The organism is Pedobacter jeongneungensis (assembly GCF_039538295.1).
GTDB lineage: Bacteria > Bacteroidota > Bacteroidia > Sphingobacteriales > Sphingobacteriaceae > Pedobacter > Pedobacter jeongneungensis.
In genome coordinates this window covers 267600-290227 of the sequence record NZ_BAABBY010000008.1, presented here as the reverse complement: position 1 = coordinate 290227, position 22628 = coordinate 267600, and the positions used below count along the sequence as shown (strand labels likewise).

19 protein-coding genes and 2 tRNA genes are annotated in these 22628 nt (G+C 39.0%); 7 read left to right on the top strand and 14 right to left on the bottom strand.

Features of this window, described 5'->3' with window-relative positions:
* Positions 1-6 precede the first annotated feature (6 nt).
* The 4 genes from ABD769_RS17365 to ABD769_RS17350 all read right to left on the bottom strand — a co-directional run bounded on the left by ABD769_RS17365 (position 7) and on the right by ABD769_RS17350 (position 4073).
* The gene (locus ABD769_RS17365) at positions 7-903 is read right to left on the bottom strand and encodes an NAD(P)/FAD-dependent oxidoreductase (protein WP_344852653.1); all 897 of its coding nucleotides are present in this window, start codon (positions 901-903) and stop codon (positions 7-9) included.
* A gap of 73 nt (positions 904-976) precedes the next feature.
* Complete coding sequence (locus ABD769_RS17360; RefSeq protein WP_344852652.1) at positions 977-1603, bottom strand: class I SAM-dependent methyltransferase; 627 nt, start codon at positions 1601-1603, stop codon at positions 977-979.
* 98 nt (positions 1604-1701) lie between these two features.
* The gene (locus ABD769_RS17355) at positions 1702-2613 is read right to left on the bottom strand and encodes a UbiA prenyltransferase family protein (protein WP_344852651.1); all 912 of its coding nucleotides are present in this window, start codon (positions 2611-2613) and stop codon (positions 1702-1704) included.
* Between the two features lie 122 nt (positions 2614-2735).
* A complete protein-coding gene (locus ABD769_RS17350; protein WP_344852650.1) occupies positions 2736-4073 on the bottom strand; it encodes a DUF3472 domain-containing protein in 1338 nt (445 codons plus the stop codon).
* Positions 4074-4502: 429 nt separating this feature from the next.
* On the opposite strand from ABD769_RS17350, the gene ABD769_RS17345 reads away from it, so the two are divergent.
* Complete coding sequence (locus tag ABD769_RS17345; protein WP_344852649.1) at positions 4503-4919, top strand: VOC family protein; 417 nt, start codon at positions 4503-4505, stop codon at positions 4917-4919.
* Between the two features lie 219 nt (positions 4920-5138).
* On the opposite strand, the gene ABD769_RS17340 is transcribed toward ABD769_RS17345, so the two are convergent.
* From ABD769_RS17340 to recO, 4 genes are all read right to left on the bottom strand, one after another.
* Positions 5139-5390 carry a GIY-YIG nuclease family protein gene (locus ABD769_RS17340; protein WP_344852648.1) on the bottom strand — a complete coding sequence of 84 codons (252 nt, stop codon included), beginning with the start codon at positions 5388-5390 and terminating at the stop codon, positions 5139-5141.
* Between the two features lie 108 nt (positions 5391-5498).
* Positions 5499-5576, bottom strand: a tRNA-Val gene (locus ABD769_RS17335).
* A gap of 147 nt (positions 5577-5723) precedes the next feature.
* Positions 5724-5801: transfer RNA gene (locus ABD769_RS17330), tRNA-Val, on the bottom strand.
* A 186-nt stretch (positions 5802-5987) separates the two neighbouring features.
* Positions 5988-6713: a DNA repair protein RecO gene (gene recO, locus ABD769_RS17325; protein ID WP_344852647.1), complete on the bottom strand. Its 726-nt coding sequence runs from the start codon at positions 6711-6713 to the stop codon at positions 5988-5990.
* A gap of 115 nt (positions 6714-6828) precedes the next feature.
* Between recO and ABD769_RS17320 the strand changes: the two genes are divergently transcribed.
* Positions 6829-9180 carry an efflux RND transporter permease subunit gene (locus tag ABD769_RS17320; RefSeq protein ID WP_344852646.1) on the top strand — a complete coding sequence of 784 codons (2352 nt, stop codon included), beginning with the start codon at positions 6829-6831 and terminating at the stop codon, positions 9178-9180.
* A gap of 244 nt (positions 9181-9424) precedes the next feature.
* On the opposite strand, the gene ABD769_RS17315 is transcribed toward ABD769_RS17320, so the two are convergent.
* Both ABD769_RS17315 and ABD769_RS17310 read right to left on the bottom strand, forming a co-directional pair.
* Positions 9425-9697, bottom strand: a complete 273-nt coding sequence (locus ABD769_RS17315; protein ID WP_344852645.1) for an isoleucyl-tRNA synthetase — start codon at positions 9695-9697, stop codon at positions 9425-9427.
* Complete coding sequence (locus ABD769_RS17310; protein ID WP_344852644.1) at positions 9694-9882, bottom strand: hypothetical protein; 189 nt, start codon at positions 9880-9882, stop codon at positions 9694-9696. The genes ABD769_RS17315 and ABD769_RS17310 overlap by 4 nt, the downstream gene beginning before the upstream one ends.
* 83 nt (positions 9883-9965) lie before the next feature.
* On the opposite strand from ABD769_RS17310, the gene ileS reads away from it, so the two are divergent.
* The 5 genes from ileS to ABD769_RS17285 all read left to right on the top strand — a co-directional run bounded on the left by ileS (position 9966) and on the right by ABD769_RS17285 (position 16276).
* Positions 9966-13367 (top strand): isoleucine--tRNA ligase, encoded by a 3402-nt coding sequence (gene ileS / locus ABD769_RS17305; protein WP_344852643.1) that lies wholly within the window; start codon positions 9966-9968, stop codon positions 13365-13367.
* Positions 13368-13397: 30 nt separating this feature from the next.
* Positions 13398-13781, top strand: coding sequence for a TraR/DksA family transcriptional regulator (locus ABD769_RS17300; RefSeq protein WP_025144123.1), 384 nt, complete (start codon positions 13398-13400; stop codon positions 13779-13781).
* Positions 13781-14383 (top strand): lipoprotein signal peptidase, encoded by a 603-nt coding sequence (locus ABD769_RS17295; RefSeq protein ID WP_121283934.1) that lies wholly within the window; start codon positions 13781-13783, stop codon positions 14381-14383. Before ABD769_RS17300 ends, ABD769_RS17295 begins: the two co-directional genes overlap by 1 nt.
* Positions 14384-14854: 471 nt before the next feature.
* Positions 14855-15376, top strand: coding sequence for a DUF4269 domain-containing protein (locus tag ABD769_RS17290; RefSeq protein WP_344852642.1), 522 nt, complete (start codon positions 14855-14857; stop codon positions 15374-15376).
* Positions 15377-15595: 219 nt separating this feature from the next.
* A complete protein-coding gene (locus tag ABD769_RS17285; protein ID WP_344852641.1) occupies positions 15596-16276 on the top strand; it encodes a 3-keto-disaccharide hydrolase in 681 nt (226 codons plus the stop codon).
* A 157-nt stretch (positions 16277-16433) separates the two neighbouring features.
* On the opposite strand, the gene ABD769_RS17280 is transcribed toward ABD769_RS17285, so the two are convergent.
* The 4 genes from ABD769_RS17280 to ABD769_RS17265 form a co-directional block, all read right to left on the bottom strand.
* Complete coding sequence (locus ABD769_RS17280; protein WP_344852640.1) at positions 16434-16739, bottom strand: ribosomal maturation YjgA family protein; 306 nt, start codon at positions 16737-16739, stop codon at positions 16434-16436.
* 142 nt (positions 16740-16881) lie between these two features.
* A complete protein-coding gene (gene odhB / locus ABD769_RS17275; protein WP_344852639.1) occupies positions 16882-18120 on the bottom strand; it encodes a 2-oxoglutarate dehydrogenase complex dihydrolipoyllysine-residue succinyltransferase in 1239 nt (412 codons plus the stop codon).
* A 181-nt stretch (positions 18121-18301) separates the two neighbouring features.
* Positions 18302-21097 (bottom strand): 2-oxoglutarate dehydrogenase E1 component, encoded by a 2796-nt coding sequence (locus tag ABD769_RS17270; protein ID WP_344852638.1) that lies wholly within the window; start codon positions 21095-21097, stop codon positions 18302-18304.
* Positions 21098-21308: 211 nt separating this feature from the next.
* On the bottom strand, positions 21309-22583 hold the full coding sequence (locus ABD769_RS17265) for a DASH family cryptochrome (RefSeq protein WP_344852637.1): 1275 nt from the start codon (positions 22581-22583) through the stop codon (positions 21309-21311).
* Positions 22584-22628: the final 45 nt, after the last annotated feature.

Genomic DNA, 22628 nt, shown 5'->3' with positions numbered 1-22628 from the left:
GATTGCTCAAAAATCCTCAGAAATTAACTCCTTATTAATCATCACTGCAGCCATGGTTCCGGCGGCTGTAATAATAGATAACGACCTGAACAAGGTTGCACAATCTCCTGCGGCATAAACGCCTTTGGCAGTGGTTTGCTGCTGCTCATTTACTTTTATCGTTTTCAGCTCTGTTAATTCAAACTCCAGTTGTTCGTTAAAATTTACGTGCTGTTCTATTTCAGGTTTAACATAAATTGCCTTAAAAGCTATTTTTTCTCCGTTTTTAAAAACAACGTCTTCCAGGTGGCCGTTCTGATGTTCGAGTTCAAAAATTTCCTCTTCTAAAACAGTAATCGATTTAGCTTTTAGTTTTTCAGCCTGTTCGGCAGTTAATTGTGATTTTCCATTGGTTAAAATGGTTAAATCTTTATTCCATAAGTGTAGAGTTTTTGCCATATCGAAGGCATGTTCGCCGTTCATTAATAAAGCTATTTTTTCATTTTTTACTTCGTAGCCATGGCAATAAGGACAATGTATTGCAGAAATGGCCCAACATGCTGCCAAACCTTTAATATCCGGAAGGGTATCTTTTAAACCAGTGACTAATAATATTTTGCGCGAAGTAAAATATTGTCCATCCTCCACACCTACAAGAAAGCCATCTTCTAGTTGTTTTGCCGAATTGGCTTTGGCGCTTATAAATTTAACTGTTGGATATTTTAATACTTCAGCCTTTGCAGCTACCGAAATTTCAGCTGGCCGGTCGCCATCGTGTGTTAAAAAATTATGCGAATGAGGGGTTTGCCTGTTACAGGGTTTGCCAGCATCAATTACCAAAACATTCCGGGTAGAGCGGCCCAAAGTTAACGCGGCAGATAAACCAGCGTAGCTACCTCCAATTATAATTACATCAAAATCCATATCCTTATCTTTTGCTACAAAGATCTGAATTCAAATTTCAAATGCAACATTGATGCATTAATTAAATGTCATTTTATTTTTTATAGATGACTGCCCTGATAAAGCTTCCATAATACGACTGCAGTTTAAAGATCTGATAACCTGCATTCAAAAAGTAAGAATTCATATCAATAAGCCGGGTTGCCTCTACAATTCCGAGTAATTTAAAAAAGCTATACATCGATTTGAGCAACAGCCATTTCCACCAGCTCCCGTTTGTTTGATTAAGCGAAAAATCGACTAAAAACCACAGTCCGTCTTTTTTTAAACACGCATTTAACTGGTTGAATACTTTTGCGGCACGTTGCTCAGCGAAATTATCAAAAAGAAAAGGCGTTAAAATCACATCAAATACAATATCCGTTTCGAAACTCTCAATGCCAAGATTCACAAATTCGACCTGGTTATTTTTACAGTTCCGTTTTTGAGAAAGTGCAATCATTTTAGCTGATATTTCTACATACACAATCTTTAAACCACCGGAATATATTTTGGCAATTTCTTCCAATATCCAGCCTGTTCCACCGCCTACAATTAAAACCGAACTATTTTTTGGAATATATTTAAGCTGACTGACCTGTGCATTAACCTGCGATTTAAAAAACACCAATCGGCTTAAGGTATCGTAATGATTGGCTATTTTATCGTAGTTGTTGTTCATCGTATCAGGTATTGAGAATCAAGCATTGAGTATAAAGTATCAAGATAGACTTCTCAAGTGTAATATACGCTTTGGGCTTTACTCTTTGGTCTTTCAGCTTAATGTACAAACTGCATTCCTATTATGCCACATATTGCCTTAAATAGAATTAAACCATCAATTACCATCAGGTAATAAAGGATATTTTTTCTTCTGTGCATGGAATAGGCTACGTAAATGGTTAAAATAAAAGGTAAAACATTGAATAAAACCTGTGGGAGACCGAAACCTTTGTAGCTGGCAAATATGCCTAAAGAAATTAGACCGATAATTAACAGCGGGATTAAAATATTAAAAATGGTTCTCCGTAAACCGTAACGTACTACAAAAGTCCGAAGGTGTTTATTGGCATCTGTTGGGTAATCTTTAATATCGAAAATGATTGCATTTACGGTGCAGAACATCCAGTTTTTAATAAACAACCAGGTCCATAGAACTGAATCGTGATACCCCACCCCTGTTTCGATTTTAAGCATAATCAGCGGCAGTACATTGGCACAACAGGCCCAAACAAAACCGATTACGAAAGCTTTTAACCAACCGGTATTGCGGAGATTAAATTGAAGAAAAGATTTGGGCAATAAACCGTAATACAAACCTCCTGCAACGATAATAATTACAATGGCAACCCAGTAACTGAGCGGAAGTGCCAGAATATGCTGAAAGTTTTGGTACAGCAGATTAACAGCCAGCAGCATGCAACTGATAAAAAGCACCGCCTGACTCCGGTTAATAAAAGTTTTATGTTTAAAATACCATTGATTACGGGGATTGGTAGTTGATGGTGCAGTAGAAACTTTGTTGTAGGCGTAAGTATAATAAATGGTCGGTGCCAGAAATAACAGCAGGTAATAATTTAAGGAATTAAAAGGCAGTCTTAATTGAAAAGTGGCTTCTAAGGTAAGGGCGACTGCCAAAATCCCTACAAAGTAGTTTCCAAAGAAAATAAACCTGATTACTTTACTGAGCATTACCGCTGTTTTTCAGCAGGCAATTTCGGATATATAATTGAATAAGGTAAATAATTATACAGATTAAAATAATAGCAAAGCAGTACACATCACCCTGCTTTGCCATTATAATTTATCAAAGGCTAAGGAAGCGTGGTTAAATTAACCGTTGGTGCGGTACCGGTAGCTGTTCTGGTAAACGATTGGTTTGCGGTAACATAGTTGGCAAAAAACCCACCATTCTGCAGGTAAAATTTACCACCCGAAACGCCACCGGCAAAATCCATTCTTTGCTGGTTACCTCCTGTGGCATCTACCGTAAAATTGGCCGTAGTAATTTCGGTCCAGGTACCAGCCGCATTGCGTACCCACTGGTTATTGTATTCGGCCTTTCTGCCCAGGTAACCATTTTTATCATTAAAGTTTTCAAGGAAAGAATACAATCCTGTTAAATAACTATTGGTATTCGGTTTTTTCCATGAAGCCATAAACGTCCAGGTTCCTGATTCTGGTGCATAAAACCACGATGAGTAAACGGTATTGCCTGCTCCATCGGGCTTGCCTTGTGTTAAAAACTTATAGGTATTTCCGGCAACCCAATTGTATATGAGGTATGATTGTCCGCCTTCACCTTCGCCTGTAAAATTAGTGGCAACAACATTGGTTCCCTTTCTCGTCCAGGTTGTGGTTCCACCTGTTGGGTTCCATACAGAGAAGAGTATCCTGCGCTCTGTAGCCGAATTCACCTGTATCCCAAAATAGCCTCCATCAAAACCATTGGCCATGTAATAACTCCCGATCTTATCTTCACCTGTTGGTACTTTAACTTCATTATAAAACCATTCTGTATTGGCAGGAGCAGCGAATCCTAAATGAACCGATGGCCCTCTCCTCGACCAGTAATAATTGGCAGGATCGTTGGCATAATACACATTTGATGCTACTGCAGGCCCGCTGATTACAAGATCGGAAACATCAGCAAAGTAAGACCCGGTTTTACTTACGCCCTGGAATTGAACGGTTACGTAACCAGGGGTACCGATGTTTACCGTGCCGACCGTATAAGTGGTGTTGGCTGTACCGGTTGCTGTTACATTAAATGGCGTACCGTTTATGGTAATTTTTAAAACACTTGTGCCACTTGGCACCGATGCTTTTACCGCCACGGTTAGTGATCCTGTATTTCCGATTCTGAAATAAGAACTGAAAATACTGTTCGCATTGGTCCAGTTTGCCAGCTTTGTAGAAGTTACCGTTTCTGCCCCGCCCGGCGCTAAGGTGGTTACAAAAGCATTTCCGCCCATTGAAACGGTTAACGATGTACCGCCAAGCGACTGGACATTTGCAAGCGCCAGTTTTTTATTCTGATCTGAAGATGCACCATCTGCATCCGTCAGGCTTTCTTGTTTTTTACAGGAACAGGTAAATAATACGAAACCCAGTATAGCCAGGCCCGAAATTGATTTAATAGACTTTTTCATTGATTTGGTATGGGATTTATGGTTAGTAATGATGTGTTAAACAGAGACTTACAACAGGAACTTGTTTTCTCTAATTTAATACTACAATGAAGCATTTCTACCATATTCCCGGATAAAAAACCACGCAAACGTTTGTTTTAAAACAACTTAGGATTTAAATAATTTTGCTAAACAATCCTGATACATCAGTATTAATACTACAAATTAATTGTAATTTGAATAAAATTATTTTTGGGGCAAAATAGTTTGATTTAGCCTTGCCGATTCATTTAAAAAAAACAGGAGATTAGATTTTGTTTAGGGCAACAATCAATCGTTTGTGTGAAGAAAAACGCCATTAATCAAAATGATTTTACGCTATCCTGAAACTAAAAGAAAAACAAATATAAATTGTTACTAAATTTATAATTCAACTAAAAAACGATCGATATGGAAGATTCCAAAAACTCAACTTCAGCTGATAATACCACACCAATGGTGACGGGAATAGGTGGTATTTTCTTTTTTTCAGATAATCCGAAGGAAACAAAAGACTGGTATGCCAAAAATTTAGGCGTTGAAATCAATGCCTGGGGTTCAGTAAGTTTTGATTCCAGGAATATCAACAATCCAGATGAAGTTGAATCACTTCAATGGAGCCCTTTCAAAAAAGGAGATGAATATTTTTCTCCGTCAAAAAAGGAGTTTATGATCAATTACCGCGTTCAAAATCTTGAAGCACTATTGGAAAAACTCAAAGAAAATGGCGTAACCATACTCGATGAAATTGCCACTTATGATTTTGGAAAATTTATCCATATCATGGATGCGGAAGGGAATAAAATTGAATTATGGGAGCCTAAATAATTGTTTATAGTTTTGTGTTATTCTGGAAAGGATTGAAGGGTCTTTAAAACTTGACACATTAATAATATCTATTAGAGATGGTGTTTCATAGGTTGGGGATTCTTCACTGCGTTCAGAATGACAGCACAAAAAAAAACCTCTCAGCAATCTGAAAGGCTTTTAATGGTGGGAAATGATCCCGATCTCAATCGGGACGACCACCTCGGTGTAAAGGAACTATTATAAACCAGTTGAGCTTATTAATTTTTCTATCATAATCCTGCTTTTCCAGTTTTTGATCTGCCTTTCCCTGAGTATTGCATCCCTTTTAGTTTCAAAAACCTGAAACCAAAAGATGCACCAATCACCTGTGTGCCCGGTAAAACCTGCATGGTTTGTATTGTGCTTTTTTAAGCGTTCTGTTAAGTTAATAGTGGATCCGATATAATACCGATCGCGGATTTTGGAATATAGTATATAGGTATAAAACATCTTAACAATTATTTAATTATTTAGGATGTTTATTTTTTAAAGCCTAATAAGGATAGATTTCTATATGAACTAAAAAAAAGGTCTTCAATATAATTGAAGACCTTTTAATGGTGGGAAATGAGGGGTTCGAACCCCCGACCCCCTCGGTGTAAACGAGGTGCTCTGAACCAGCTGAGCTAATTTCCCTGTTGGTAATATTTAAAAATTATCCCGGCTTTCTCGATCCGACCCTCCCGACTGTAATGTCGGGATGCTCTGAAACAGCTGAGCTAATTTCCCTTATGTATGTTAAGTTTGATAAAAAAGCCTCTCAATAAATTGAAAGGCTTTTAATGGTGGGAAATGAGGGGTTCGAACCCCCGACCCCCTCGGTGTAAACGAGGTGCTCTGAACCAGCTGAGCTAATTTCCCTGTTGGTAATATTTAAAATTATCTCGGCTTTCTCGATCCGACCCTCCCGACTGTAACGTCGGGATGCTCTGAACCAGCTGAGCTAATTTCCCTTTTATATTTTGTCAAACTTAATGTCCCATCCTCCGTTTGGGAATGCAAATATAGCGCTATAAAACTGTTCTGCAAATCTTTTTTTCTTTTTTTTCAACTTAACAAAGTTTCGAGGATTTTATGCGATTGCACCACCCCAAAAGAGGCTGTATGTAAGGTATAGAAAACCAATATCTTATCTAATAAAAAGCGCCGCTGGGTATTACTTAACTTTATTCCAGAAATTTTTTCGAGTGGAGAATTAAATAAAGAAATGAAGCTGATTGCATCATCCAATTGAAGGTAATTGGAGTGGATTGGCAACCTGGACGTAAATTCCCCTTCCTGCAGATCGAAATAAATCTGGTCGTTCCTTCTTTTTCCATTAGGCGAAAACCCTAAAAACCGCGTAAGCTTTAATAAAAAGGACAAATGAAAATTAGGATTAATCTCCTCTACTTCATCAAACCAGGCTATCGAATTAAAAATATAATCGAACAAACTCTCATCAGCCGATTGCTGCCGGATACTTTTATACAACACCTCATTTAGGAAAATAACGATACTGGTTTTAACCATATCGTAAGGAATACTTTTAAAAACAGGTGTTTGGCGCACTTCCGAGATCCGCTGAATATTGGTATTTGCTTTATGGTAAACCACCATATCCAAAAGATGAAGTGATTGCAACATGTTCATTTTAATCTTGGCCTTTGGTTTTTTAACCCCATTAATAAGGTAAGATTGCATCCCGAATTTATCGGTAAGTACCTGAACCACCACACTGCTTTCGCTGTAATTGGTGGTCTTCAATACAATGCCCCTGACTTTGTGTAACATGCTGTTAAAACATTTTTTTCAAAAGTATGTTATTTGTGCAAATTTAATTGCGCAAAAAGTAATCGTGTTTTACAAATAAGATTAGTTTTGCCATTATTATTAAACTAAGCTGCACATGTGGGTTAAGCTATCGAGATTTATTCTTCAGAACCGTATCGCAATCATCGTATTTTTCGTTTTAGGAACCGTTTTTATGGCTTATCAGGCCAAAAATGTAAAACTTTCTTATACAGGGAGTAAAATCCTGCCCGTTACTGATAGCGCATTTGTAAAATATAACGCTTTTAAAAAGACTTTTGGTGAGGATGGAAGTGTGATGGTGGTAGGCATACAGTCGCCCGATGTCTTTAAAAAAGAAGTGTATAACCACTGGGTTCAGCTTTCTAATGAAATCCAGAAATTGAAAGGCATTAAACAGGTCTTATCCTCAGGGCGGATTTTTCAGCTCGAAAAAGACACTGTTAACCAAAAATTTGTGTTAAAACCATTACCGGGTGGCCTGGTTAAAACTGATGCCGAAATGGATTCTGTTAAAAATACCATTTACAGTAATCCTTTCTTCGAAGGACTGGTGTACAACCGGCAGAATGCAACTTTAATGGCCATTACTTTCGATACCAAAATCTTAAATACGGCCGAACGCAATCCTATTTTAAAAGAAATTGAAGCTAAGGCAAAGGCTTTTCAGGCGGCTACCAAAATTCAGGTACACATCTCGGGTTTACCATATATCCGCACCGCAGTTAGTAAACTGGTGAGTAACGAATTTGTATTGTTCCTGGGCTTATCAATCCTGGTTTCAGCATTAATCTTATTGATTTTCTTTAAAAAATTCTATGCCGTATTCTTCCCTATTTTAGTGGTAATAATGGGCGTAATCTGGAGCATCGGAACGCTTGTTTTATTCGGCTTCGAGTTGACTATTTTAACGGGGCTGATTCCACCTCTGATTGTAATTATCGGCATCCCGAACAGTATTTTATTGCTGAACAAATACCAGAATGAGCTTCGCAAACATGGCGACAAGCAAAAAGCACTAAGCGTTACGATAGAAAGAATTGCCATTACCACGCTGATTGCGAATATTACGGCAGCCATTGGTTTTGGGGTGCTTTATTTTACCGGAAGTGAGTTATTGATGCAATTCGGTAGCGTAGCCTCTATAAACGTGATGGTTACGTGGTTAATGTGTTTATGTTTAATCCCGATTATTTTCAGTTACCTGCCGGCACCAAAACTTAAACCGCAAACCCATATTGACGAAGGTTTTCTGCATAAATTATTGGTTAAAACCGATACCCTCGTTCAGCAGAAAAGCGGTTTGATTTACATCGGAACGATTATCATTTCGATTATTGCTTTTATTGGCGTAATGAAAATCAACGTTAACGGATACGTGGTTGATGATTTACCGAAAAACTCTGAAATTTTAACGGATTTAAAATTCTTTGAGAAAAATTTTGAAGGTATTTTACCGCTTGAGGTAAGTGTAGATACCAAGAAAAAGAATGGCGTTTTCAATTTAACCAATCTGAAAAGAATGGAAAAACTGGAGAAAATGATTTCTGCCTATCCGGAATTTTCGCGCTCCATTTCGGTAAATATGGGTTTAAAATACGCTACTCAGGCATTTTACAATAACGATTCTACATTTTTTCGCCTGCCCGATAACTTAGAGAAGAACTTTATCCTGGCCTACATTGCCAATGGTGGTAAAGGAAATGCAAGTTTGTTAACCAACTTTATCAGCAAAGGAAATCAAAGTACGAGGATCAGTTTTCAAATGGCTGATGTGGGTTCGAAACGCCTGGATGCAATTATGGCCGAACTAAAACCGAGGATCGACAGCATTTTGCCTCCATCAAAATTTGATGTAGAACTTACCGGATCGAGCATCATCTTTTCGAAAGGAACAGATTATATGTTAAGGCATTTAGTGGAGAGTATTGCGCTTGCCATTGTGTTAATATCGCTTTTAAGGCTGGCACAATTTAAAAGTTTGGGCATTATGTTTATTTCATTATTACCAAACATTGTCCCTTTAATTATTACCGCCGGTATTATGGGTTATTTCGGAATTTCCCTAAAACCTTCTACCATTTTAATTTTCACCATTGCCTTTGGTCTGGCATCAGACCAAACAATTTATTTTCTTACACGCTACCAGCAGGAACTAAACCTGACGAATTTTAGTGTACCCAAAGTAATTACAGATACGATTACCGAAACCGGTGTAAGTATGACGCACATTGCCTTAATCTTATTCTTTGGCTTCGGGATTTTTACGGCCTCTACCTTCGGTGGAACGGTAGTATTAGGATTACTTTTATCGATAACTTTATTGGTGGCCTTAATCTTTAACCTAACTTTATTGCCTGCACTGGTATTGTGGTTAGATAAAAAGAAAGTGAGAAAAGTGGTTTCTGATGAAGAATCGGCGAAAAACGCAGGTGAGTTTGACCATTAATTGTTTAAGGATTTTAACCCTTTAAGATAGCTTTGGGTTTAAACCCAAGGCTATGTATAGAATTGTATTTAATTTTTTCACCAGCCCAGGTAACCTAAACCTGATGGCAGCGACAACCCCGAAGCATGAGGGCTAAAGCGAACAGCAGGACGAACATTAAAATGAAATACCGGCCTTGCTTTACAAAAACCTTTTTAAAACCACATAAGACATAGGCTCAAAAAAAACTGGTCATTTAAGAATATTACTCAGTTGCCGGCTTTTCCTCTTCTTCATCTACCGGAACTTCGACCGTTGGATCGGTAATGATTTCGGCATTGCCATCGCTATCTTTTTTGGCAAATAAAATCGGGTATAACAGCCATAGCGCACCAATAATAATGAGCACACCTGCCAGCATTTGTAAATAGATGCCTGATTTGATTCCGTTAGCATCTAAAATTTTATAGGCAATAAAAGAAAGTACACCAGCAATGAGTACAAAAACGGCTTTCTGCAATTTTAACAGCTTGATCATAGGGTCTTTCTTTTTAGTGTAATAATATGGATTAAAACAAAGATGAGCCCAATTAGTTCGAGCAAGCCGCAGAAATAAAATGCATAAAGCACAAAATCGCGGTTTGATGGATTGATAACCGCTACAACAGGCAATGCAATTACAGCTACAATCATCAGTGTAAGCCCGATATTAAATAATTTCACGTTAAAAGTATTTACATCAAAACTACCAAAATTCAGTCAATTCTGTTAACTTTGCAACCTTAATTTTTTGAGGTACCTGATTGATGTATAGCGAATTTAAACAACTGGAACTTGCCAAAATAGGGCAGGAAATACTGGATTTTTGGAAAAAGGAAAATATCTTTGAGAAAAGTATTTCATCCCGTCCTAAATCTAATCCGTTTACTTTTTACGAAGGACCACCGTCTGCCAATGGCATGCCGGGCATCCACCACGTAATGGCGCGTGCAATTAAGGATATTTTTTGCCGCTATAAAACTTTAAAAGGCTACCAGGTTAAGCGTAAAGGTGGCTGGGATACGCATGGTCTTCCGATCGAACTTGCTGTTGAGAAAAAACTGGGTATTACCAAAGAAGATATCGGTAAAAAAATCAGCGTTGATGAATATAACGAAGCTTGCCGTACCGAGGTAATGCGTTATACGGACGTTTGGAACGACCTGACCGAAAAAATGGGTTATTGGGTTGATCTTGAAAATCCGTACATCACCTACGAAAACGAATACATCGAAACCCTTTGGTGGATCTTAAAACAACTTTACGATAAAGGATTTTTATATAAAGGCTATACTGTACAACCTTACTCGCCTGCTGCAGGTACGGGCTTAAGCTCACACGAGTTAAACCAGCCGGGAACTTATAAGGATGTAAGCGACACCACAATTGTGGCACAGTTTAAAACCATCGAATCGACTTTACCTGAAGCTTTAAAAGGCTTTGGTGAAGTTCATTTTTTAGCCTGGACAACTACCCCATGGACCTTACCTAGTAATACAGCTTTAACCGTAGGGCCAAAGATCGATTACGTATTGGTTAAAACTTTTAATCAATATACTTTTGAGCCAATCCAGGTGGTTTTGGCGAAAGCTTTGGTAGGCAAACAATTTGCCGGAAAATACTTCTTAGCTGAGGGAGAAGAAGCTTTTACCAATTACAAAGCGGAAGATAAAAAAATCCCTTATGCTGTTTTGGCAAAATTTGTCGGAGCAGATTTAGTGGGTATAAAATACGAGCAGTTATTGCCATATGTATTGCCATATCAAAACCCGGAAAATGCTTTTAGGGTAATTTCGGGAGATTTTGTAACTACCGAAGATGGTACCGGTATTGTACACACCGCCCCAACTTTTGGTGCAGATGATGCGCGTGTAGCTAAACTGGCTACACCAGAAATACCACCAATGCTGGTATTGGATGATAAAGGAAATGCCGTTCCGTTGGTAGACCTGCAAGGAAAATTTATTGCGGCTTTGGGCGGAAATTACGGTGGCAAATACGTTAAAAACGAATATTACAAAGATGGCGAAGCGCCGGAGAAATCTGTCGACGTAGAAATTGCCATCCAGTTAAAAGAAGAAAACAAAGCCTTCAAGGTAGAGAAATACGTCCACACCTATCCACACTGCTGGAGAACCGACAAACCGGTTTTATATTATCCGCTGGATAGCTGGTTTATCAAAACCACTGCCGTTAAGGATAAAATGGTGGAATTGAACAAAGGCATCAACTGGAAACCAGAATCGACCGGGACAGGCCGTTTTGGTAACTGGCTGGAAAACCTTGTAGACTGGAATTTATCACGCTCACGCTATTGGGGTACACCATTACCAATCTGGCGTACTGCCGATGGTTTGGAAGAAAAATGCATCGGTTCTATCGCTGAACTGAATGCAGAAATTGCAAAATCAATCGAAGCGGGTTTTATGCCTGCCGGTTTCGAACTGAAAGACATGCACCGCCCTTATGTTGATGATGTAATTTTAACTTCATCAAAAGGTGAAAAAATGACCCGCGAAACCGACCTTATCGATGTTTGGTTTGATAGCGGCGCCATGCCTTATGCACAGTGGCATTTCCCTTTCGAAAACAAAGAGGAATTTGAAAATGCATACGCTGCCGATTTTATCGCAGAAGGTGTAGATCAGACCCGTGGATGGTTCTTTACCCTGCACGCCATTGCGGTAATGCTTAGCGAGGCCAGCGATGAAATTAAAGCGGTAAATGCAAAAGTGGGCAACCCTGGCGTAGCGTTTAAAAACGTTGTTTCGAACGGATTAGTACTGGATAAAAACGGCAACAAAATGTCTAAACGTTTAGGCAATGCGGTCGATCCTTTCAGCACCATCGAAACTTACAGTGCCGATGCTACCCGTTGGTACATGATCAGCAATGCTTCGCCATGGGATAACCTTAAATTTAGTCTGGAAGGTTTGGATGAAGTGCGCCGTAAATTCTTCGGAACACTGTACAATACCTACGCTTTCTTTGCTTTATATGCCAATATCGATAAATTCGAAATCGACAAAAATAACCTGAGCAAGGTAGAAGACAGAACAGAATTAGACCGCTGGATCTTATCTTTACTGCAAAACCTGATCAGCGAAGTGGACGAAAGTTACAATACTTACGAGCCAACCAAGGCAACCCGTGCCATCCAGACTTTTGTTGATGAGCATTTAAGCAACTGGTACATCAGGTTAAGCCGCCGCCGTTTCTGGAAAGGCGAAATGACTGATGATAAACGAGCAGCTTACGAAACATTATTTACCTGTTTGGAAACACTGGCGCAGCTGATGAGTCCTGTGGCACCTTTCTTTGCCGATTGGTTGTACCGCAATTTAACCGTTACCGATGCTTACGCCGAAGAATCAGTCCACTTAACCTTATGGAAAGAAGCTGATCAAAGTTTAATCGACAATGCATTGAACGAAAGAATGCTTTATGCCCAGGATATTTCATCGATGGTTTTATCACTGCGTAAAAAATCGGGCATCAATGTACGTCAGCCGCTTGAAAAAATCTTAATCCCATCTTTAAATGGCGATTTTGAACAAAAAATCTCAAAAGTGGCCGATTATATCCTTTCTGAAACCAATGTGAAACATATCGAGTTCATTACCGATACCCATGGCATCGTAAAGAAAAAGCTGAAACCGAACTTTAAATCGTTGGGTAAAAAAGTAGGTAAAGATATGAGCACGGTGAAAGAAGCTTTAGAAAACATGACGCAGGACGATATCCAGCGACTTGAAGTTGATGGTTACATCAATGTTTTTGGCAGCGATAATTTCCAGCATGCTATTGATTTAAATGATGATGTAGAGGTTTTTGCTGAAGATATTCCGGGATGGCAGGTAACTAACCTGGGTAGCCTAACTGTTGCTTTGGATGTAACCATTACCGAAGAGCTGAAACAGGAAGGTATCTCACGCGAACTGGTTAACCGCATCCAGAATTTAAGGAAAGAGTTAAACTTTGAGGTGACCGATAGGATTAAAGTTTCGTTACAAAATGATAACCTGGTAGCCAATGCAGTTGCCAAAAACAAGGGTTACATTTGCGCGGAAATATTAGCTGACGAATTAGAATTAACAGATACTGTAACTAATGCAAACAAAATCACCATTGATGATGTTGAGTTAAGCATTTCAGTAACTAAAATATAAATCCATATATTAGAAAACTAAATTAAAAACATGGAAAACAGTAATAAAACACGCTACTCAGACAGTGAACTTCAGGAATTTAAAGAATTAATTCAAGATAAATTACGCATGGCGAAAGAGGAACTTAACTCTTTAACCACTTCTTTGAGTAACCCAAATGCAAACGGAACTGAAGATACTTCTGGTGCTTACAAAACATTAGAAGACGGTTCTGCAACGATGGAGAAAGAACAGATCAATCAATTGGCTGCCCGTCAGAAAAAATTTATTGATAACCTGGAAAACGCATTGGTGCGTATCGAAAACAAAACTTATGGTATTTGCCGCGAAACCGGTAAGTTAATCCAGAAAGAACGTTTACGCGCAGTACCGCATGCAACCTTAAGCATGGAAGCTAAATTAAAGCAGAGTTAATGAAAGGCTATACAAAACCTTTAATTGTAATCTTTTTAGTTTTACTGGCCGATCAGCTGGTTAAAACATGGGTTAAAACGCACATGTACCTTGGTCAGGAGTTCCACATTATTGGTAAGTGGTTTATCATCCATTTTACCGAAAATAATGGTATGGCTTTCGGTATGGAGTTTGGTGGCGAGTTTGGCAAATTAGCCTTATCGCTTTTCCGCATTGCAGCAGTTGCAGGGATTGGTTATGGTTTACATTATTTAATTAAGCATAAATACCATCGTGGATTGATCCTTAATGTTGCTCTGATCTTTTCAGGTGCATTAGGTAATATCATCGATTCTGTATTTTACGGAAAAATTTATGGCTACGAAAGCTGGTTCCACGGCCGCGTGGTAGATATGTTCTACTTCCCGATTGCCGAAGGCCACTTCCCTTCCTGGTTACCCATATGGGGAGGTGAAGAATTTGTTTTCTTCAGGCCGGTTTTTAACCTTGCAGACGCAGCCATTTCTGTAGGGGTGATACTGATCCTTATTTTCCAAAAAAACTACTTTAAAGAAGATGTTAAGGACGAAGTAAGCATCAATAGCGAAATTGTGGAAGATTAAGCGAGCAATTCGTCATGCTCTCCCGAACCTTCGGGATCAGCATTTAATTAGTAAGACCTTGAGATAATTCAAGATGATACATGAAAACATTGCCCATTTCTTAACGGAGATGGGCTTTTTTTGTTAAATCGTCATTGCGAGGCGGAATGACGAAGCAATCTTACTAAGCATACCATTAACGACAGTTATAACATTGCTTCGTGCCTCACAATACCGATACTATTTGTTAATGTTTTGGAAAGCAGGTACAGCAGCAAATATTTAAGTCTCTTCCCGCTATCCTTTCTGCCAATGCAGCCTGTGCTTTGTTTTAGGTTCTTGATAAAAACGAAGGCAGAATTAGAACGCATTGGCATTTATCCTATCGGGTTTAGTAACTTTGGATGCTGCAAGGAATAAAAAAATCAAAGTGTCTACTCCTCTTCCTGAATTTATTTCAGGATCTTTCACGCTAAGTGTAAAAGCAAAATAATGATCAATTTCCTCGACATATCATACCTCCAATCAGGAAACGAAAAGCAGGCAAAAGCTTATCAGGTTTTAACCGATCACCAAATTTTAGAAAAACTTGTTGCATATAAGCCCATTTTAGTCGGCACTATACCAATTAATATCGACATCGAAAACAGTGATCTGGATATTATCTGCGAAATATCTGATAAAGATGAATTTATTGCCCGGTTAATTGCTGTTTTTGGCTCCGAAAAAGATTTCTCGGTTATGGAAAGTCCAAAATTTGAAGCCATTAAAGCAAATTTTATCATTGATGGGTTTGAGATAGAAATATTTGGACAAAACGTACCTGCCACGCAGCAAAACGCTTATCGCCATATGCTAATCGAATATAAATTACTCCTGGAAAAAGGAGAAGAATTTAGACAGGAAATTATCTCTTTAAAAAAGCAGGGCTACAAAACCGAACCGGCATTTGCAAAATTACTCGGGATCGATGGAAATGCTTATGAGGAGTTATTGAAGTTAGCATCCTACTAATGTACTCTTCAAACGGGTCGTCATCTCGACCGGAGCAACGCGGAGTGGAGAGATCTTTGGGCCATGTTAAAAGATCTCTCCACTGCGGTCGAGATGACGATTTATCTTAACCTGTTACCCAACTCCTTTGTTTTTTCTAAAACTGATCATTCAGGAAGACAACCATCAACACAGTTTTCCAATTTTTTAAAATATATTTGGAATACAAAACCAAATATCATGAAATTACATTATTTCCTTTTAATGCTCATCACATTGAGCACCTCAGCATTTGCACAAAAAAGTCTTTTTAACGGCAAAAATCTTAATGGATGGCACGCAGATGTACCTGCCATGGATAAAAAGTCGGATACCATTAATCCGTTTATCGTACGCAACGGATTACTCGTAAGTTTAGGCACACCAGGCGGACATCTAATAACCGATAAAATTTATAAAAATTACCAGTTAACCGTTCAATATCGTTTTGCAGGCAAACCAGGTAACTGTGGAGTATTGGTGCATGCATCAACACCAAGAGCACTGTATGGCATGTTCCCAAAATCGCTGGAAGTGCAGATGCAGCATAAAGATGCCGGCGATTTCTGGTGTATTGAAGAAGACATTTCGGTGCCCGATATGGTTACCAGACGCGGACCAAAGGAAAACTGGGGTGTAAATGGTGATAAACTCCGCCGGATTAAAAACTTAACCGATGATAGCGAAAAACCACTTGGCGAATGGAACACCATGATCATACAATGTTTAAATAACGAAGTTAAAGTTTGGGTAAATGGTACATTGGTAAACTATGGTACAAACTGTACCGCAAGCAGCGGCCAGATTGCACTACAAGCAGAAGGTAGTGAAGTAGAATTTAAACAACTGGATTTAAAGCAGATTAAAGAATTGTCTAAATAAGCTTATTTTTAGTGATTAGTATCTTCCAATCGTCATTTCGAGCGGACCCGATAGCTATCGGGTGCAACGCAGTTGAGAAATCTGTCAGAAGATAGATCTCTCCGCTCCACTACGTTTCGGTCGAGATGACGACCATCTTTATGAAGTAGCTCAAAATTCAATCCTTAAACAATAAACAAATCAAATAACCTACAAAATAGGCCAGTAAATCATAATAGCTAAAGGAAGTTCCTAAAACAATACTCATTAACTTATTATGCTCCAGGCCCAGCCAGGTAACGTAATTTACTTTTTGCAAAAACTCAATGATGAAAGAAAAAATCAGGACGCCTAAGGCCAACCACCTGTTATTAGTTTTCAGAAAAATCCTAAAAAAAGCGTAAATCAAAACAACCACCAATACGTCACCGCCAAAAGGGCGTATAATTGCATCATCAAGGTATTTACCAATTAGAATTTCCACGATGAAAATTAAAAGGAAAATAAGGCTAAACTTTAAGCTAAAAGTTAATTTCATTTTTTGGAGCAAAAAAAAAGAGAAGTCAAGTTTTAAAAAACCTGACTTCTCTCTAAACATATAAAGTCTCCTTTAGGGGATTTAGAGGTTAAACGCCTAAAAGCAATCTGGCCGGATCTTCTAATAATTGTTTTACACGAACCAGGAAACCAACCGACTCACGTCCGTCGATAATTCTGTGATCGTATGATAAAGCAACATACATCATCGGACGGATTACCACCTCACCTTTTTCAGCAACCGGACGCTCAACAATGTTGTGCATCCCTAAAATAGCCGATTGTGGTGCATTAATAATCGGAGTCGACATCATCGAACCAAACACACCGCCGTTAGTGATCGTGAATGTTCCACCAGTCATTTCTTCGATGGTTAGTTTGCTGTCACGTGCTTTTAAAGCCAGTTCTAATACCGATTTTTCGATTTGTGCCAAAGTCATGCTTTCTGCATTACGGATTACCGGAACTACTAAACCTTTTGGAGCAGAAACTGCGATAGAAATATCAGCGAAATCGTTGTACACCAATTCTTCGCCTTCAATACGGCCGTTAACCGCAGGGAAATCTTTTAAAGCTTCAGTAACTGCTTTAGTGAAAAAGCTCATAAAACCTAAACCAACACCAAATTTTTCTTTAAACTGATCTTTATATTTTCCGCGTAAATCCATAATTGGCTTCATGTTAACTTCGTTAAAAGTAGTTAACATGGCGGTTTCATTTTTAACAGCAACCAAACGTTTTGCAACCGTTCTGCGCAGTGGAGACATTTTCTCGCGTCGTTCTCCACGGCTACCTGCAGGAGCAGCAGTTGCGACTGGTGCACTCGCTTTTGGTGCTTCTGGTTTTTTACCGGCTTCAGCTTTCACAGCATCATCCTTAGTAATACGGCCATCAACACCCGTACCTTTTACTGCACCAGCATCAATTCCTTTTTCTGCAAGAATTTTACCAGCAGCAGGAGATGGAGTACCTGTAGCGTAAGAATCTCTAGAAGCAGCTGAATCCTGAGCCTTAGGCGCCTCTGCAACAGCAGCCGGAGCTTGTGCATCAGCCTTAGGACTTTCGCCTTCAGCCTTCGGAGCAGCAGCTGCACCACCGTCTTCAATTTTACAAACTACTGCACCAATGGCTAACGTATCGCCTTCGGCTGCTATGGTTTTTAAAGTTCCAGCTTGTTCTGCAGTTAATTCGAATGTAGCTTTATCCGATTCTAATTCGGCAATTACTTCATCCATTTCAACAACATCGCCATCGTTTTTTATCCAGCGTGATAAAACAACTTCGGTTATCGACTCACCAACAGGTGGAACTTTTATCTCTAAACTCATTTTTGTAATGTTATGTTTTTATCGTTAAAGGTTGAAATGTTGTAAAGTTAGCATGTTTCAGGTACTTAACCTTAAACCTCATACCTTACGCCTTAAACCTAATTTTTATTGTTAAATGTTGTAAAGTTGGAATCTTACGGATACTTAACCCTAAACCTCAAACCTTACGCCTCAAACCTCACTAATCAATCTGAACTAATTTTTTTGTTGCTTTTTTAGCGATATCTTTCACATCCTCAGTTACCGAAACCTCTAAAGCTTTTGCTAAAATATAAGCCTGTTGGTTAGCATGTTGTTTTGCAAAACCGGTTGCTGTACTGCTGCTCTCTCTTCTCGAAATTACATCAATACCTTTTAATGCGGTTTTGTATAACCTGCGGAACAAATATGGCCAGGCGCCCATGTTCTCTGGCTCTTCCTGTACCCAGAAAATTTCTTTCGCATTTTTATATTTTTTCTGGATCGCTTCCATCTGATCAACCGGCGTTGGATACAACTGCTCTACACGAACCAAAGCCACGTGTTTGATTTTATCGGCTTGCTGTTTCTCCAGCAACTCATAGTAAATTTTACCGCTACAGAAAACGATACGGGTAACGTCTGCAACTTTAGCATTTACATCATCAATTACCTCTTTAAAGCCACCCTCTGTAAATTCTTCTAATTTAGAAACACAGGCCGGGTGACGCAATAAGCTTTTAGGCGTAAATACCACCAATGGTTTACGGAAATCGCGTTTAAACTGACGGCGTAAAACGTGGAAGAAGTTTGCCGGAGTAGTACAGTTGGTTACCTGCATGTTATAATCGGCACAAAGCTCCATAAAACGCTCAATACGTGCTGATGAGTGCTCTGGTCCCTGACCTTCATAACCGTGAGGCAATAACATTACCAAACCGTTTTCGCGTTGCCATTTCGTCTCAGCACTTGCAATATACTGATCTACAACGATTTGCGCCCCGTTAAAGAAATCACCAAATTGTGCTTCCCAAATAGTTAAAGCATTAGGATTGGCCATGGCATAACCATATTCGAAGCCTAAAACACCATACTCAGATAAGTGTGAATTGTAAATATCAAATGGTGCCTGCTGATCAGAAATATTTGCCAATGGCACATATTCTTCCTCACTGTCTTCAAGCGTTAAAACGGCATGACGGTGAGAAAAAGTACCACGCTCTACATCCTGACCGCTTAAACGAACACGTTTACCTTCTGATAACAAAGTACCATAAGCCAGCTGCTCGCCCATTGCCCAATCGAAAACATTGGTTTCGTTAACCATTTTGCTACGCTCAACAAATAGTTTTTCGATTTTTTTGAAGAACTTTTTATTGGTTGGCAAAGCAGTAATGCGTTTACCAATTTCTAATAAAGTAGATTTTTTAACTGCAGTAACCGGAGAAGATTCAAAATCTTTCGGTGTCGCCATACGTAAATCTGCCCATGCACCACCAAATTTAACTTCAGCATTACCGGCAACAAATTCTTTGGCTTCGTTTAAGCGTTCCTGCAAAATACCGCGGAAATCTTTTTCCATTTCTTTTGCCAATCCCGCCTCTAACTTACCTTCTTTAGTTAACTGCTCAATATAGATTTCCCTTGGATTAGGGTGTTTCTCAATAGTTTTGTACAATAAAGGCTGGGTGAATTTAGGCTCATCAGACTCATTGTGACCGAAACGACGGTAGCAAAGAATATCAATGAATACGTCGTTTTTATATTTCTGACGGTATTCCATTGCCAGGTTGATCGCATAAACCAAAGCCTCAGGATCATCACCATTAACGTGGAAAACCGGAGATAAGGTCACTTTTGCAATATCAGTACAATAGGTACTGGTACGTGCATCTTTATAGTTAGTGGTAAAACCGATCTGGTTATTGATCACCAGGTGAATGGTTCCACCGGTTTTATAACCTTCAAGACCTGCCATCTGAATCACTTCGTAAACAATACCCTGACCAGCAACTGAAGCATCACCGTGAATCAAAATTGGCGCTAAACGACTGTTATCGCCACCATATTTGAAATCGATTTTAGAACGGCTCATGCCTTCTACCACACCATCAACTGTTTCTAAGTGAGATGGGTTAGGACATAAACTTAAGTGAACACTTTTACCTGCATTCGTCGTTACATCAGTTGAGTAACCTAAGTGATATTTTACATCACCGCCAAATGGGGTATCCGGATTATAACTTTTGCCTTCAAATTCCGCAAAAATATCTTTATAGGTTTTTTGCATGATATTGGCCAGCACGTTTAAACGCCCGCGGTGAGCCATACCGATTACAAATTCTTCAATTCCCAATTCGGCACCTTTTTCAATAACCGAATCCAATGCAGGGATTAAAGCCTCAGCACCTTCTAAAGAGAAACGCTTCTGACCTAAGAATTTTGTCCCAAGAAAATTTTCGAAACTTACTGCTTCGTTTAATTTCCGGAGAATGCGTTTTTTCTCTTCAATAGAGAAATTAGGGGTATTACGTGCACTTTCCATTTTTTGCTGAATCCAGTTCAACACTTCTGGTGTACGTAAAAATTTATATTCTGCACCGATGGAGTGTGCGTATGTTTGTTTTAAAAAGGCTACAATATCTTTCAATTTTGCTGCACCGATACCAATCTCCACACCAGAGTTGAAAACCGTTTCCAGGTCGGCATCAGATAATCCAAAATTGGCAAGATCTAACGTTGGCAAATGTTTACGTCTTTCGCGTACCGGATTGGTATGTGTAAACAGGTGACCGCGGCTGCGATAGCCATCAATCAGGTTTAAAACATTAACCTCTTTTAAAAATTGTTCAGGAGTTTCTGCGGTTACCGCCGGCGCTTCCGATCCTCTTCCAAAATCGAAACCTTCGAAAAATTTCTGCCAACCAAACTCAACCGACTCAGGATCTTGTTGATACGACTGATATAAAGACTCTATATATTCGGCGTTTGCGCCATTAAGATAAGATAATTTATCCATTATTAACTATTTACTATAAGCACTACAAAATTAGAATTTTACCTTATATAAACGGCAAAAATCTCGATTAAAATACGATTTATTGAATGAGGGAATGATCTAATGATTGAATGATAAAAATACGACCTGTAATAATCGAAAACTCTGCAAATTCAATCCTTCAAAATTCAGTCATTCAATCATTGAATAATCATTCATTCAGTCATTACAACTATGATGCCCAAGTTAAAGCATAGTTGCCTTTTGGGTCGAGATTTTTGATGTTTTTATCTAAATCGAATACACTTTTTGATTTCTGATCGTTCCCTACGCCGGCCACATTGGCCCAATTGCCCCAGTTACTAGCCGGGTTATAATCGATCAGTTTTTCTTCAAAATAAGCTGCACCAAAAATCCAGCTCACCTCAAGGTTATTGATCAGGTATAAAGCAGCCGTTTGTCTGGCAATATTCGAGATAAAACCGGTTTGATTTAACTCCGTCATTACCGCATCTACTACCGCAAATCCGGTCTGTGCATTTTTCCATTTATTGAAGTTGTCCTGCTCATTTGCAATATCAACCAAACCCTGACTTCCAAATCCATCGGGACTGAAAAAGGTGTTGCCGTATTTTTTGAACATGAAACGGAAATAATCCCTCCAAAGCAGTCCCAACAAAATATGATTGAATATGGCTTTGGTATTGGGTACACCTTCCATTTTTTTAATTTCCCAATATACTTTTCGGGGCGATAAACTTCCCATGGCCAGCCAGGCAGAAAGTTTCGAAGCAAGAATTAAATTCTTGGTCGTTGCTGCTTGTTGCATGGCTACAATTACCTTCTGCAAATGTGCCAAACCTTCGGCTTCGCCACCCGCAAATTCGAAATCAGCACGCTGATCTTTCTGTTGAGGTAAAAGATTAAGATCTTCTAATGAGGATAATGTTCCCCAATCAATTACTTCGGCCACGTTAATCCGGTCTGGTGCTGCAAAACAGGGCTTAATGATCGAATCGCGTTCAATTTTCTTTTTAAACTGGTTAAAAGCGTCGGGAATATCTTTGATCGGGAAAGGTAAATCTTCTTTATTATATAAGGTATGACCGATAAAATGTTTGAGATTGACACGCAGTTTCCAAAGTGCATTTTCGACCAGGGTAGAAACATGGGTTTCTTCGCGGGCCACTTCGCGGTGATGGTACACTTCGGTAATTTCGTATTCCTGCACCAATTGTGGAATAATATCTTCGGGACTACCTTCGGCGATCAGCAGGTTGCCGCCAATCTGTTTTAAAGCACTGCGTAAACCTAAAACACTTTCTAAAATAAACTGCGCTCTGATATTGCCTGTTTTTAGCGTACCGTATTTTGTTTCCCCAAAAGAACGGGGATCGAGAATGTAAACAGGCAAAATTGAATCAGATTTAGCAATTGCCTCGACCAGCATTTCGTTATCATGCAAGCGAAGATCATTTCTAAACCAGACTAAAATTTTTTTGGACATCTTTTATCGAAAAGGGTGTAAGAACGCTTTACAAATTTATCTTAT

Bases quoted from the DNA above. Each gene is read 5' to 3' on its own strand.
- ABD769_RS17365 (WP_344852653.1), bottom strand. From the start codon at position 903: ATGGATTTTGATGTAATTATAATTGGAGGTAGCTACGCTGGTTTATCT.
- ABD769_RS17360 (WP_344852652.1), bottom strand. From the start codon at position 1,603: ATGAACAACAACTACGATAAAATAGCCAATCATTACGATACCTTAAGC.
- ABD769_RS17355 (WP_344852651.1), bottom strand. From the start codon at position 2,613: ATGCTCAGTAAAGTAATCAGGTTTATTTTCTTTGGAAACTACTTTGTA.
- ABD769_RS17350 (WP_344852650.1), bottom strand. From the start codon at position 4,073: ATGAAAAAGTCTATTAAATCAATTTCGGGCCTGGCTATACTGGGTTTC.
- ABD769_RS17345 (WP_344852649.1), top strand. From the start codon at position 4,503: ATGGAAGATTCCAAAAACTCAACTTCAGCTGATAATACCACACCAATG.
- ABD769_RS17340 (WP_344852648.1), bottom strand. From the start codon at position 5,390: ATGTTTTATACCTATATACTATATTCCAAAATCCGCGATCGGTATTAT.
- recO (WP_344852647.1), bottom strand. From the start codon at position 6,713: ATGTTACACAAAGTCAGGGGCATTGTATTGAAGACCACCAATTACAGC.
- ABD769_RS17320 (WP_344852646.1), top strand. From the start codon at position 6,829: ATGTGGGTTAAGCTATCGAGATTTATTCTTCAGAACCGTATCGCAATC.
- ABD769_RS17315 (WP_344852645.1), bottom strand. From the start codon at position 9,697: ATGATCAAGCTGTTAAAATTGCAGAAAGCCGTTTTTGTACTCATTGCT.
- ileS (WP_344852643.1), top strand. From the start codon at position 9,966: ATGTATAGCGAATTTAAACAACTGGAACTTGCCAAAATAGGGCAGGAA.
- ABD769_RS17300 (WP_025144123.1), top strand. From the start codon at position 13,398: ATGGAAAACAGTAATAAAACACGCTACTCAGACAGTGAACTTCAGGAA.
- ABD769_RS17295 (WP_121283934.1), top strand. From the start codon at position 13,781: ATGAAAGGCTATACAAAACCTTTAATTGTAATCTTTTTAGTTTTACTG.
- ABD769_RS17290 (WP_344852642.1), top strand. From the start codon at position 14,855: ATGATCAATTTCCTCGACATATCATACCTCCAATCAGGAAACGAAAAG.
- ABD769_RS17285 (WP_344852641.1), top strand. From the start codon at position 15,596: ATGAAATTACATTATTTCCTTTTAATGCTCATCACATTGAGCACCTCA.
- odhB (WP_344852639.1), bottom strand. From the start codon at position 18,120: ATGAGTTTAGAGATAAAAGTTCCACCTGTTGGTGAGTCGATAACCGAA.
- ABD769_RS17270 (WP_344852638.1), bottom strand. From the start codon at position 21,097: ATGGATAAATTATCTTATCTTAATGGCGCAAACGCCGAATATATAGAG.
- ABD769_RS17265 (WP_344852637.1), bottom strand. From the start codon at position 22,583: ATGTCCAAAAAAATTTTAGTCTGGTTTAGAAATGATCTTCGCTTGCAT.